The sequence below is a fragment of the Anaerosporobacter mobilis DSM 15930 genome, assembly GCF_900142955.1.
GTDB lineage: Bacteria > Bacillota > Clostridia > Lachnospirales > Lachnospiraceae > Anaerosporobacter > Anaerosporobacter mobilis.
Genome location: NZ_FRCP01000012.1, coordinates 160,407 through 174,617 on the forward strand (window position 1 = coordinate 160,407; position 14,211 = coordinate 174,617).

Sequence of the window (14,211 nt, forward strand, 5' to 3'; positions counted from 1 at the left end):
GAGGGATAAGAAATGGCTTTATTAGAGATAAAAGATCTTCACACGTTCTTTGATACAAAAAAAGGAACCGTTAAAGCTGTAAACGGCGTTTCTTATTCTGTTGACGCCGGTAAAACATTAGGTGTCGTTGGAGAAAGTGGTAGTGGTAAAAGTGTATCTGCCATGAGTATTCTTCGTCTACTTGATAACAATGGTCGCGTAGATAGCGGCGAAATTATCTTCGATGGTAAGAATATTCAGGATTGTACGAAGAAAGAGATGTATAAGATTCGTGGAAATGATATCTCTGTTATCTTCCAAGAACCTATGACAAGTTTGAATCCTGTTTTCACAATCGAGAGACAATTAAGTGAACCTTTCATAATTCATCAAGGAATGAAAAAGAAAGAAGCAAGAAAGAAAGTTGTAGAGATGTTAGCAGCTGTTAAGATTCCTAATCCGGAATCAGTAGCAAAACAGTATCCACATCAATTATCTGGTGGTATGAGACAACGTGTTATGATCGCAATAGCACTTGCCTGTCAACCAAAGTTACTAATTGCAGATGAACCTACAACAGCTCTTGATGTTACGATTCAAGCACAAATACTTAAGCTTATGAATGAGCTTAAGAAAGAAAAAGGAACATCAATTCTATTCATCACTCATGACCTTGGTGTAATTAATGAGATGGCAGATGACGTTGCAGTTATGTACTGTGGTCAAGTTGTAGAGATGGCACCTGCAAGAAAGATCTTTACAAAGCAAAAATATTCTCATCCTTATACAGAAGGACTAATGGAATCTATCCCAAGACTAGATACCCCAACAGGTGTTCGTCTTGAAGCAATTCCGGGAGCGGTTCCTCATCCACTTGATTTACCAAAGGGTTGTAAATTTGCACCTAGATGTAAATATGCAACTGACAAGTGTAGAGAAGAAGAACCAGCATTAGTTAAAATAGAGGAAAATCATCAAATTAGGTGTTTTTATCCAGATAAGGAGATGAGAAAAGATGGAAAATAAGAAAGATAAAAAAGTTTTACTTCGCATCTCTAACCTAAAACAATACTTCGAGGTCAAGAAAACCTCAATGTTCCAAAAGGAACAATTATATGTGAAAGCCAATGATGGGATTTCTCTTGATATTTATGAAGGAGAAACCTTTGGTCTTGTAGGAGAGAGTGGTTGTGGTAAGTCTACATTTGGACGTTCCTTATTACAATTATACAAGCAAACCGATGGACGTACCATGTACTATGGTCGTCCACTTGATGAAATAGCTCCTCGTTATATGGAAGAGACACTAAAAAATCTCCCTGCTAAGATGAAAGCGTTAGAAGCTCATCAAGCAAAAGTAGAACTTCTTCAAAAAGAATATGACAATTTGAAAACAGATGAAGAAAAATATACGATGCATGGGAAATTAAAAGAAGCGAAGAAGATTGCAAACGATGCTTTTCTTGATATCGCGCAGGTGATTGGTGGATTTTATATCAGTAAGGACTTGGGAAAAGTATCAGCTACATTCTTAAAGGAATACCATGCCAATGTAGCATTATGTATCGCAAAAGAAGAACTACGTAAGTTAGAGAGTGAATTTGAAGCTATTAAAGCAGAGAAAGAAGAGAAGAAAGTTTCTAAGTCAGAGATAGATGCGGCACTTGCTAAGAATAAAGCCAAAGTTGATGCGGCGAAAAAAGATGTAGAAACAAAACAAGAGATCTTCAATGCAGCAAAACAAGAAATTGATGCAATGAAGAAGGATTATGCAGGTAATGCTGAATTTGATAAATACGAAACCTATCTTGATGAAGGTGTAGATTTGGCAAGATTAACAGAAGAAGAGATTCGTCGTCTACGTAAAGACCTTCAATTAATCTTCCAAGATCCGTATTCATCCTTAAATCCTCGAATGTCAGTTGGACAGATCATTGGTGAAGGTTTGAATGCCCATAAAGTATTCCATAAGAATAAAGACAAGATGCAAGATTATATCATGCAAGTTATGGAAGACTGTGGACTTGCTCCATACATGGTTCACCGTTATCCTCATCAATTCTCAGGAGGACAAAGACAACGTATTGGCATTGCAAGATCTCTTGCACTAAAACCAAAGTTTGTTGTATGCGATGAAGCAGTATCCGCTCTAGACGTATCCATTCAATCACAGATTATCAATCTATTACTTGATTTGAAGGAAAAAGAAAACTTAACGTATTTATTCATTTCCCATGACTTAAGTGTTATCAAGTATATCAGTGATCGTATCGGTGTTATGTACCTTGGTAATATGGTTGAGTTAGCAACTACGACAGATCTATTTGCTGCTCCAATGCACCCATATACAGAGGCTTTGTTATCAGCAATCCCAACAACAGATGTTGATGATAAGAAAGAGACAATCCTGATTGAAGGAGATATCCCTAGCCCAATTAAACCACCTACAGGTTGTAAGTTCCATACTCGTTGTCAGTATTGTACGGATATTTGCAAAAAAGTGGTACCTGAATTCGAAGAGGTGACACCAGGACATTTTGTTGCTTGTCATCATAAGAGAAATGTTGTAGAATCTAAGTAGAATACAAATTATTTACTTGGGTTTTATGTGTAATAGAAAGACTGTTGCAAATAATCCGGCAACAGTCTTTTTTTCATATATGGAGGTATTATGTTATTTAGTAGAAAAGCAACAAAAATATTAGATCAACAAACTGAGCGTTTTGAAAAACGTGAAGAAGAGAGAGAAAAGAGGGGCGAAATCCCAGAAGAGAAGGAAAGATTAGAATGGAAAGATCTTTTCGCTATGTGGGTTGCGGGATTTATCACATTTGTACCTGCAATATTATTTGTATGTGCGCTATTTGGTTTTGTAATATGGTTCTTCTTTATGAGATTTATATAGACAATAACCATCGACTGTTTAGTAGGGAGTATTCGTTACTAAGAGTTTGAAGAAATATGATGTATACTGACAAGATTAGCTTTAGTATGAATATATTGACTATAAGAGAAGTATTAAAAGAATGCGGAGGGGGAGAAAGAAGATGAGATGTCCATCATGTGGAAGTGAAAGCTGTCACATTATTGAGGAATCAGAAACAAGACAAAAAGGGTATGGTGTTTGTTCCGGAATATGCGGCTATCTTATATTAGGACCGATTGGTTTCTTATGCGGGTTATGTGGCATGGGAGAAGGTAAGACAACAAGAAGAGCTTTTTGGATCTGTCAAAGTTGCGGTAGAAAGTTTCGTGTTTAATAGCACGGGGAGATAAGAGGGTATTAGAATTATGAATGCACAGACGGGGCAAGAAAATCATGACTTAGATAAAGAGGCACAGGAAGAATCAAAGATGTGTATGAAACATAAAACAACCGATGACCAGAGATGGATTCGATTCATGAAGATTGGTGAAAAAACAGGCTGTCATCAAAGATATGATAGAAGTTTTTTCTTTCATGGAAAGCAATTTCCTGTGTGTGCTAGATGTACAGGTTTGTTGCTTGCATATCTAATATCAATTATATGGTATCTAGTAATTAGTTGTAAGAATCATTCATTTGCTTATCTTCCAAAGAGGGGAAGACAATCCCATATAATTGCCTTCTTCGGTTGTCTTACAATGCTTATTGATTGGACCATACAAGCGGTACATGTGAAAGAATCTACGAATAAGAGGAGAGTAATCACTGGGTTTCTTGGAGGTCTTGGATTAATGCATTTTTATCTTACTATCTATAATAGGATTGGAAGTTATATCGGAAAGAAGAGTAGAAGAGGAAAAGACTAAAAGTAGTGGATAGGTATTATATAAGAAAAAAAAGTACAAGTTCCAAAACGGAGCCTGTACTTTTTTTGTGAATTATTTTGTACCGTAGATACGGTCGCCAGCATCACCTAAGCCTGGAAGGATATAGCCATTTTCATCTAATCTTTCATCAAGAGCACCAACAAAGATATCTACATCTGGATGTGCTTCTTGCAAGTGTTTTACGCCTTCAGGGGCTGCAATTAAGCATAAGAAGTGAATTTTAGTAATACCTCTTGCTTTTAATTGTTTAATAGCAGAGATGGCAGAACCACCTGTTGCAAGCATAGGATCTACAACGAAGATTTCACGGTCAGCTGCATCTGTAGGTAATTTGCAGAAATATTCAACAGGTTCTAATGTTTCTTCATCACGATAAAGACCGATATGGCCCACTTTAGCATTTGGAATAAGGTTAAGAATACCATCAGCCATATGAAGACCCGCACGTAAAATAGGAACGATACATAATTTCTTACCAGCGATTTCTTTTACAGTTGTCTTAACTAACGGAGTTTCAATTTCAAGATCTGCTAAGGCAAGATCTCTTGTAGCCTCATAGCAGATAAGCATTGCAACTTCAGAAACTAAATCACGAAACTCTTTTGTTGAAGTTGTTTTAACTCTCATGATTCCAATTTTGTGTTGAATCAATGGATGATCCATAACGATAACTTTAGACATTTTATACCTCCAATAAATGTGTTAATCATACACTATTATATTATTAAACCTACGGTCTATTAATTATAACACTCTTGAACTAGATATTAAAGGTGTTTTTCAATTAGTGCAAAGAAATATGTATTTGAAGTTGTAGAAAGAGAAATAACAAGTATCATATATGGGAAAATACTAATTTAAAATGTGAATATTGCTGTATAATGCAATAAATTGTAAATAATATAATGCAATATTGAAAAGTACTGGTAATATAAACGAAAGATATAAATATAACTGCTTCATAATGTATATAATTAACAAAAATAGCAATTACAGACAATAGAATAACAATATTTGGCAAGCTTTCATAGTTGTAATTCGCTATAGTAAAAGTACTAGAAGGTATTTAATGTGACTTATACTTTTTAGGGCATTTGTTTTAGGCTAAGAGAATTATTAAAGTAAAGGAGAGGGTAAGATGAGTAAAAGGAATTGCTATGTGAAAAGGGGAATATCCCTACTTATGGTAGTTACGTTGGTATTGGCTAGTTTGGTTAATGCGAAGCAGGTAAAGATTCAAGCGACAGAAGTGAATATATTAGAAGAGGAAACTGGGGAATTAGAAGACGGGGTTAGTGAGGTAACTGATAAGGTATCCATTTTAGAAAATTTTGATGAATTGGCAGATACTAATTCACTAAAAGGAATACAGATGGGGAATCCAACGCTTGAGATTACAGTTGATGGATTTAACGGATCGAAAGCACTAAAAGTAACGAAACGTACAGAGAATTATTTTGGATATTCTTATGATTTGGCAAAGTTTGCAGGGAATACGATTTCACTTAAAGCTATGGTTTCTACATATGAAGCATCTACTGAGGATAGCAATGCCTTCAGTGCAACATTAAAGACTACGAAATCGGGACAAGATGATTATAAACAAGTTGCAACAGTTGATGTAGTAGGACCTGACTTTACAACATTATCTGGAGTTTACGATATCCCTGCAGGGTGTGAAAGTTATACTCTATATTTTGAAACTACAAAGGATTTTAGCTATATAATTGATGATATTGCAATTGTAGTTGAAGGCGATTATGTAAATCCTGATGACGGTAACTCAGATGGTTATGTTGATACTTCAAACTACGAAATATTAAAAGAGCTATATCAAGATAAGTTTAAGATGGGTGTAGCATGTGAAGCACTTAGCCATTGGGGAGGATCGAATCCGTTAAGTGAAATCGGTAATCCTAATAAAGAGGAATTAATTAAGAGACAATTTGAGAGTATTACTTTTGGTAATGAATTAAAGCCTGATTATAATATGGGCTATGGTAATGAAGAAGCTACTGACACGAATTTACCTTTTGTAATTGATACCTCAGCAAAAGAAATGTTAGACTGGGCAAAAGAAAATAATATGCTTGTACGGGGACATGTTTTAGTATGGCACAGCCAATGCCCTGATGAAATATTCTGTAAAGACTATACACCAGTTTATACAGATGACAAAAATTCTGTAATTGATGAAAACTACTTAGTTAGTCGCGATGTTATGTTACAACGTTTGGAAAGCTATATCTACAATGTTATGAAGTATATGTATGAAAATGGATATGCGGAAACTATTTTTGCATGGGATGTAGTGAATGAAGCAATTGAAGTTGGTACGAATGAATATAATATGAGAGATAGTTATTGGTATAAAACAATAGGTCCTGATTTTATGTATTATGCATTTAAGTACACGAAAGATGCAGTGGTTAAATATTCTAATGAATATGCTACATTATATGGTATTGATTCTAATAATGCAGAAGCATTAGAAAAGATTCAACCTGAACTGTTTTATAATGACTATAATGAGTATCAACCAGAAAAAAGGGACGCAATTATAGGAGCTCTTCAAAGAGAGTTTAATGGACATAGCATTATTGGGGATGGTTTAATTGATGGTATTGGAATGCAAGCACATTTAAGTGATAATACCGACATTAATCTATTTTGTGAAGCTCTTCGTAAGTTTGACGAGGTAGTAGATGAGGTACATATTACTGAACTAGATGTAATCCGAACATCTACAGGTGTTAATGCTGATTATTACCAGGCGGTATTTTATAAAAATTTATTTAATGCATTGATTAATGAAGTTGATAAAGGTGCTAATTTGACGAGTGTTACCATCTGGGGCTTAACAGATGATAACTCATGGAAAAAAGAGTCCTTTCCGTTGCTATTCAATGCTAATTTATCTAAGAAGTTAGCTTTTGATGCTATTGTCTATGCAAAAACAGGTCAAGAATTACCTGAACCTGCTTATGTTGAACCTGATTTTACTGATATGTATGTAACTTTTGATGATGTTGATACCACAGTAGAAACAGAAGGATTTACACCACGTGGATCAAGTTCCTTGACGATACAAAAGGATGTTGTATTTAATGGAGAGGCAGCATTATTAGTTAGTGATAGAGCACAAAGTTGGAATGGTGCTTCCTTTGATGTATCTAGATTTGCCTGTCAAACTATTTCGGTAAGTGCTTGGGTTAAGAGTGCAGCTGACACAGTTAAGGTATCTGCTGATATTAATGGGACATGGCCTAATATAGCTAGCGTAGATACTTCGAATGGAGAATGGACTCAGATAAAAGGTACATATAAAGTGCCATCTAATTTAAATGCCTTACAACTATATTTTGAAACTGGCGATACGAATGACATCTATATAGATAATGTTCGAGTTAAATTGGTTGGTACGGAAGAAGGTTTTGAAGAAGAGGAGAGTATCGCTAGTGCAAGAGGTGTTGGTCATATGCCAGTTGTCTCTGTAGTGGATACTGTATATCGTGGTACTAAGGGGCATTCATTCTTAGTTACTAGAGACGCACAAGATGCAACTATGAAATTTGACGTAAATAGATATATTGGAAAACTGGTTAATGTGAAAGCATATGTAAAAACCGAGGATAGTAAAATTAGATTAGGTCTTGATGGCGATAATCCGATACAGATTGCTGAAGTAGATACGGTACCAGGTGAATGGACAGAGATTTCTGGAACATATCAAATAGGAGTTAATGAAACATCAGCTAATATGTATATAGAGACAAATGGAACAGCAGACTATTATGTAGATGATATCTTCTTCGAAATTGGTGAATTTGTAAATGATGTTGAGAGTGAAGATTTACAATTCACAACTCGTTGGGGAGGAGCTGGTACAATTACTAGAGTCGAAGACGGCGCGAATAATCATGCGGCTGTCTTGACAAATCGAACAGAAAATTATTATGGTGCTGTATTTGATGTATCAGCTTATATTGGAATGGAAGTTGAGATATCTCTTGATGTAAAGACAGAGGACAAAATAATCAAATTAACTGCTGATATCGATGGATGGCCAAATTATGCAAAATCAACTGCTAAATCAGGCGAGTATACAACAATAAGAACGGTTGTTAAATTACCAAAAGGCATAACTGGATTAAAGATGTATGTTGAAACAGATGGTAAATCAGATATATATGTTGATAATTTGAGGATTAAGAGAGTTCCGATAGGAACAGAACATAAGGTGACATTCAATGTAAACGGAAGAGGCGATGCTCCTATTAGTCAAGTTATTGCAGAGGAAAACCTAGTTTCTATGCCATTAGAGCCAACTGCAGAAGGTTACACATTTGGTGGTTGGTATAAGGAAGCAACTTGTGTGAATGCTTGGGATTTAATGAATGATAGAGTAGGTGGAGCAACTGTTCTTTATGCAAAATGGATTTCTACTAATACTGGTGGAAATTCAAATAATGGAGGAAGTTCAAATAATACACAGACTTCAGAAAATCCAAGTACGACGACACCAGATACAACAGCTCCAAAAGTTATAGTAACAATGGATTCTTATAGAACTATTTACAAAACTTCAGGTACAAACAATGCTTATGCAACTGTTTCAGAGCTAAAATCACTTCTTGCTAAGAAACAGGAGGTAATATATGAATTTGTAGATGCGAATGAGAAAGTTCAGTACGCATGGAATTTTAAAGTGAAAAACTATAATGAAAATATGAAAGATACAAAAATTGATTTAGGTATTGTCATTAATTCAAGTGCAACCTACGGATATAATGATGGAGTACTTCTTAATTTTAAGCAAGTAGGAAAACTTCCTATGGGGGCATCTGTTAAAGTAGATGTAGGTAGTACGTACAAAGCTGGTGATAAAGCATACTTATACATCTATAATGCTGAAACAAAGAAACTTCAATGTGTACCAAATAGTAAATACATTGTTGATGAAGCCGGTTATGTATCGCTTAATATTATAACTGGTGCAGAGTATGTATTACTACCCAAAGCCGCAGCAAAGTCGGAAAAGACTTCAGTTCTTACTCAAGTTTCGGTGACAAAGAAAATCACGGTATCTAAAGGAAAAAAGAAAGATATAATCATTAAATTACCAGATACACTTATGAAGGTTAATTCTCTTGAGCAATTCGATAAGGAGATTAACAAAGCTGTGTATGGTGCTGTTATTACCTATAAATCAAGTAATAAATCTGTAGCTACAGTCGATAAAGCTGGTAAAGTTAATGGTAAGAAAAAAGGAAATACTATTATTACAGTAACTATTAAATCAAGTAACAATACTTCTAAAATATATAAAATAACAATTCAAGTTAAATAATAGTTAACAAAAATTAAAAAGAGACTGTTGCAAAATTATTATAGATATTCAAAATATATTTTGCAACAGTCTCTCTTTGTGTACATAAACGTATTCATAACCAACAATAAAAGCTGGCATATGCCAGCTTTTATCATTTATAAAAAGAGGAGTCCAGATAGAAAGGGGAAGTAAAACTATCTGGGTTTATGAAAAAACATTTTAATAAAACAAAAACTTTCAATTTATCAATGAAATCATATACAAACTGTAATATTGTCTGACTTCCCTTTGATATGTTTATTATAACCGACATATATGATAATAGTATGGATGAAATATGAACGTTTCGTTAATAAACAAAAAACAAAAGAATGCAGATTTTACAAAACTTACAATTAATGATTTTTGGCAGACAGGAGATACTATATTTTATAAAAATATTTTTATCTAATAAGAAATAGACTTTTGGTAATTGATTCATATAATAGTATTGAATATGGCAGTTGCAAAGTAAGATATTATATTGCGATGAGGATAATACATGGAGAAGAAGATTGAAACTTGACGAAATAAAGTAAATCAGCTAGAATTTTATTATAATAAGATTTATTAATAAGTAATAGGTGGTGAAGATATGGTGAATGTTTTTAGAAAGCTAATTCGTAAAGAATTTGGTGATAGAAAATATGACCAGTATGTAGGAAGTTACCATAAAAAGATGCTGGAAAAGAATTTTGATTATCGTAATCTTCAGAATGAAGAGATCTATAATGATATATATAATAATTTAAAAGATAAGGATTTGGAATCTTTAAAGAAGATGTTTGATCGGTTAACAGAATCTATGCTTATGGTGGTGAAGATTAGTAGGACGTATTTTTCTATCCTGATTGTCTTTTTAGCTGGTGCATTCTTCTTAATAACCAGAGATTTAGTCCCTTGGGTAACAATGGTAAGTATTATTTTGATGAGTTGCTGTTTTTTATATAAGACTTATGAATATGTCGCTAATAAATTCTGCTATATAGATGCGAGAATTATAATTGTATATAAATCGGTACTTGATCAGTTGTTAAAAGGATATCGTAAGAAAGCATTATAGATAATAAATAGAGATAAATAGATAATATAAGAAAGGCTTTTGCAAAGTTCAATTCATTGCAAGAGCCTTTCTTAGTGTATTATAGTGTTTAGATTAATTTATAATGCTCTAGAGCATATCGAATCCCATTATCATCAACATCTTTTGTCACAAAGGACACGAGTGGGAAAAGAGATGGGTCTGAGTTACCCATGGCAACACTATTTGATACATATTCTAACATTGGTAAGTCATTGGAACTGTCACCAAAAGCATAAGCATCAGACAATGACAAATTAAAATAATTTAATAAAAACTGGATGCCCGTTGCTTTGGAGAAACCTTTTGGTACGATCTCAAAGAACTGGTTTCCTCGGTCAATAAAGGTAAAGGTATCTTTCTGTCTTTGATAGAAGGTCTTATAATCGCTATCATTTTGTATCCATATAGTAAGTTTAGTGAATTCTATATTCTCGTCATCAAAAGTTCCTAGATTGATGCTTCTGTTTTTCATCGATTCTCGTAATTCACAAATCCTAGTATTGGTAGAATTGGAATCAAAATAAACAGTAGTGATGCCTTCTAGACAAGCTTCAAGCTTACATTCTTTAATATCCTTAAGGACTGACACCATACATTCTTTGGTTAATAAATTGTTCAAAAGGACCCTATCTGCATGCATAATATAAGTACCACAGCCGCATACATATCCATCAAATTCAAGGGAAAGAATACGGTGGTCTAGTTCTTCTAAAGTTCTACCGGTATTGATAAAAGCGAGGTGACCATTTTTCCTAGCAGCTTCAATTGCTTCTTTTGTATCCTCGGAGATGACATGTGTCTTTTCGCTTAGAATGGTTCCATCTATGTCAAAAAATAATATACTTTTATTCAAGGGTGCCTCCTCATTATTCGTTAGTAATAGTTGCAATTGCAATATGTTTATCAACAACGCAAAGAATTTCACAATTGCATACATTAGTAAAATGTTTGTTATCTTTGAAAATACTAGCATATTAGGCGACAAGATTCAACTTTTTTCTTGGTTCAATAGTTTCGATATAAACAAGGCTGATTGAAGTATCGCTTATAATACAGAATTTACTTGACGTATGGTATACTGTGTACTATACTTAAAACGAATGAGAATCATTCTCAATAAGGAGGCGGAAATGACACTATTAGAAGGCGAAATAAATCAGGTTTATTGTATTGATAAATTATTGATTGATGGAAATACGAGTAGAAGATTACAATCTCTTGGTCTTATTCATGGAACGGATATCAAGGTTGTTAATAAGAAAAGAAATGGTGCTATTATCTTTAAAACAAGGGGTTCAAGACTAGCGGTAGGCAAGGATATTGCAGACAAGATTATATTAGAGGAAAGGGAGGCTCACTAATGAAAGAGGAATTACAAGTTGCATTCATAGGTAATCCCAATTGTGGTAAAACTACATTATTTAATGCCTACACCGGTGCTAAGTTAAAGGTTGCTAACTGGCCTGGGGTTACAGTTGAGAAAAAAGAAGGAGCCTTTCGGTATCATAACCATCAATTTAGATTAGTAGATTTGCCAGGCATCTATAGTCTGACATCATATACATTAGAAGAGAAACTCTCAAGGGAATATATATTAGATGATAGTGTGGATGTAATCGTTGACGTTGCAGATGCATCCTGTCTTGAAAGGAATCTATTCCTAACGTTACAATTAATTGAACTTGGAAAGCCTGTCATACTTGCACTAAACATGATGGATATTGTGAAAGAAAGAGGTATGGAGATTGACCTTCATCGTTTACCGGAGATGCTTGGTATTCCTGTTATCCCAGTATCTGCACGTAAAAAATCCGGTTTAGATATCTTGATGCATGCAGTAGCGCATCATCAAAAGAAGTTTAACGATGGTAATCTTGAGCACCATCATAGTGATATAGAACATAGTGCTCATAAACATAGTCATCATACTGAATTTGCTTTGGTATATAGTGACGAAATCGAAGATAAGATCGATGAGATTATGGAACGACTACTAGCGTATGATCCAGACCTTAAAAATCCCAGATGGCATGCGATTAAGATTCTTGAACAAGATGAAGAGATCTGCAAAAAAATAGATATTGATTTCTCGGATATTGTTACTAGAAGCTATGAATCGGATATCATTAATCAAAAATACGATTTCATTGAAGAAATTATTGAAGAAGTAGTGGTTAATAAAGAGGTAAAAGAAGCGAATACAGATAAAATCGATTATTTTCTTACTCATAGATATTTAGGATTACCAATATTCCTTGGAATTATGGCTATGGTTTTCGTTCTGACATTCTCTGTAGGAGATTGGTTGAAAGGGTACTTTGAAGTTGGAATAACAGGTTTCTCTGACGGTGTATTAGCCGTATTGCAACGGTTACATACCAATGATATGGTCATCTCGTTAGTGGTGGATGGAATTATCGCTGGAGTTGGTGGAATTTTGACCTTCTTACCGAATATATTCATATTATTCCTAGCGCTTGCTTTCTTAGAAGATAGTGGGTATATGTCAAGAGTAGCGTATATTATGGACGGAATTATGGGGCGTATAGGTCTTTCAGGTCGTGCATTTATACCGATGTTATTAGGTTTTGGTTGTAGTGTACCAGCTGTTATGGCAACTCGTGCTTTAGAAGATACCACTGACCGCAGGAAGACAATACTTGTTACCCCGTTTATGTCTTGTAGTGCTAGACTACCGGTATACGTGTTGTTTTCGGATTTATTCTTTGGAAAATATGCAGTAGTAGCAGCATTTTCTATGTATGTAATTGGTCTTGTTGTGGCTATTCTCGTAGCTTTCGTAATGACGAAATTACAGAAGAAGAAAGTGAAGAATTCCTTATTAATTGAATTGCCAGAATATAAGACACCAAATCTTCATACGATTATTATTTATGTATGGGATAAAGTGAAAGATTATTTAACAAAAGCGGGAACAACAATTTTCGTAGCTTCTATTATTATGTGGTTTATATTGAATGTAGGTCCTCATGGCTTTGTAACAGATATATCAAAGAGCTTTGGAGCAGGAATTGGTAAGTTAGTAGTACCTGTGCTTATACCTGCCGGGTTAGGAATCTGGCAAATCGCATTAGCACTAATTTCAGGATTGGCGGCAAAAGAAATCGTGGTATCTAATCTTGGAATTTTGTTTGGAATAGGGAATATTGCTTCTTCTGGTAGCAAGAGTGCTTTAATGGATGCTTTAAGCGGGTTTAATTTTACCGCAGTGAACGCCTATGCATTGATGATTTTTGTTTTATTATATACACCTTGTGTTGCTACAATAGCAACAATGAAACGAGAAATGAAATCAACAAAATGGACCGTATTCGCGGTATTATTTCAGGTCATTGTTGCTTGGATAGTATCTGTATTGTTTTTCCAAGTTGCGAACTTGTTTATATAGGATTCGAGGCTTTGCAATTGTCTAGTGTATAATAAGATTGGAAAGGAGCCTGATCGTAATATGATTTCAATCATTATAGTAGCAGCAATAGTGGTATATGCTGCATTTGTAATAAGAAAGAAAGTAAAAGAAATGAAGGCAGGAAAGTTCTGCAGTTGTGGATGTTCCGATTGCCCTTCGGCAAAGAAGTGTCACACAAAGTAATATGAATAATTGACCTCAAACTTCGCACATAATAACATCATTTAGAGTAGGGAATTGCTATGTTCATAAGAAAAACTATCTGAACACGTCAGCACTTGATTTCGCATTGCGAAATCTTAGTACTGCTACGTGTGAAGCTAAGCGAGAGCGTGTTTTTCGTTGAATATAACAATTAACTACTCCTAAAAATCTTCAAGTGCGAAGTTAGAATAATGAAACAAGTACAGGTAGAATATCGTGGTTATTCTACCTGTATTGCTATAAAAAAATGTTATTTTTGAAAGAACTCTTTAAAAATTTGAAAATATTTAGTATAATATAAGTATTTAACACGATATAAAAAGTAAAATT

12 protein-coding genes are annotated in these 14,211 nt (G+C 34.3%); 10 read left to right on the forward strand and 2 right to left on the reverse strand.

Going from position 1 to position 14,211, the window contains the following annotated elements; translation table 11 throughout:
- Window positions 1–12 precede the first annotated feature (12 nt).
- The 5 genes from BUB90_RS12345 to BUB90_RS12365 all read left to right on the forward strand — a co-directional run bounded on the left by BUB90_RS12345 (window position 13) and on the right by BUB90_RS12365 (window position 3,771).
- The gene (locus BUB90_RS12345) at window positions 13–1,005 is read left to right on the forward strand and encodes an ABC transporter ATP-binding protein (protein WP_073288139.1); all 993 of its coding nucleotides are present in this window, start codon (window positions 13–15) and stop codon (window positions 1,003–1,005) included.
- Entirely contained in the window at window positions 995–2,560 is a 1,566-nt protein-coding gene (locus tag BUB90_RS24235) for an oligopeptide/dipeptide ABC transporter ATP-binding protein (protein WP_073288141.1), read from the forward strand. Before BUB90_RS12345 ends, BUB90_RS24235 begins: the two co-directional genes overlap by 11 nt.
- Before the next feature lie 90 nt (window positions 2,561–2,650).
- Window positions 2,651–2,884, forward strand: a complete 234-nt coding sequence (locus BUB90_RS12355) for a hypothetical protein (RefSeq protein WP_073288143.1) — start codon at window positions 2,651–2,653, stop codon at window positions 2,882–2,884.
- 142 nt (window positions 2,885–3,026) lie between these two features.
- Window positions 3,027–3,239, forward strand: a complete 213-nt coding sequence (locus BUB90_RS12360) for a hypothetical protein (RefSeq protein WP_084139230.1) — start codon at window positions 3,027–3,029, stop codon at window positions 3,237–3,239.
- 31 nt (window positions 3,240–3,270) lie between these two features.
- Window positions 3,271–3,771, forward strand: coding sequence for a DUF2085 domain-containing protein (locus BUB90_RS12365; protein WP_084139231.1), 501 nt, complete (start codon window positions 3,271–3,273; stop codon window positions 3,769–3,771).
- Between the two features lie 72 nt (window positions 3,772–3,843).
- Here the strand turns inward: BUB90_RS12365 and upp are convergent, their stop codons facing one another.
- A complete protein-coding gene (gene upp / locus BUB90_RS12370; protein ID WP_073288147.1) occupies window positions 3,844–4,473 on the reverse strand; it encodes a uracil phosphoribosyltransferase in 630 nt (209 codons plus the stop codon).
- 457 nt (window positions 4,474–4,930) lie between these two features.
- Here upp and BUB90_RS12375 point away from each other — a divergent pair, with 457 nt between their 5' ends.
- Together BUB90_RS12375 and BUB90_RS12380 are read left to right on the forward strand one after the other, a co-directional pair.
- On the forward strand, window positions 4,931–9,142 hold the full coding sequence (locus tag BUB90_RS12375) for an endo-1,4-beta-xylanase (protein ID WP_073288148.1): 4,212 nt from the start codon (window positions 4,931–4,933) through the stop codon (window positions 9,140–9,142).
- 616 nt (window positions 9,143–9,758) lie between these two features.
- Window positions 9,759–10,226 carry a hypothetical protein gene (locus BUB90_RS12380; protein WP_073288150.1) on the forward strand — a complete coding sequence of 156 codons (468 nt, stop codon included), beginning with the start codon at window positions 9,759–9,761 and terminating at the stop codon, window positions 10,224–10,226.
- A gap of 88 nt (window positions 10,227–10,314) precedes the next feature.
- Here the strand turns inward: BUB90_RS12380 and BUB90_RS12385 are convergent, their stop codons facing one another.
- Window positions 10,315–11,100: a Cof-type HAD-IIB family hydrolase gene (locus BUB90_RS12385; protein WP_073288152.1), complete on the reverse strand. Its 786-nt coding sequence runs from the start codon at window positions 11,098–11,100 to the stop codon at window positions 10,315–10,317.
- Window positions 11,101–11,377: 277 nt separating this feature from the next.
- Here BUB90_RS12385 and BUB90_RS12395 point away from each other — a divergent pair, with 277 nt between their 5' ends.
- From BUB90_RS12395 to BUB90_RS12405, 3 genes are read left to right on the forward strand one after another with little or no spacing between them, the layout of a single operon-like run.
- Complete coding sequence (locus tag BUB90_RS12395; protein WP_073288155.1) at window positions 11,378–11,608, forward strand: FeoA family protein; 231 nt, start codon at window positions 11,378–11,380, stop codon at window positions 11,606–11,608.
- Window positions 11,608–13,656: a ferrous iron transport protein B gene (gene feoB / locus BUB90_RS12400; protein ID WP_073288156.1), complete on the forward strand. Its 2,049-nt coding sequence runs from the start codon at window positions 11,608–11,610 to the stop codon at window positions 13,654–13,656. Before BUB90_RS12395 ends, feoB begins: the two co-directional genes overlap by 1 nt.
- 60 nt (window positions 13,657–13,716) lie before the next feature.
- Window positions 13,717–13,860, forward strand: coding sequence for a FeoB-associated Cys-rich membrane protein (locus tag BUB90_RS12405; protein WP_073288158.1), 144 nt, complete (start codon window positions 13,717–13,719; stop codon window positions 13,858–13,860).
- Window positions 13,861–14,211: the final 351 nt, after the last annotated feature.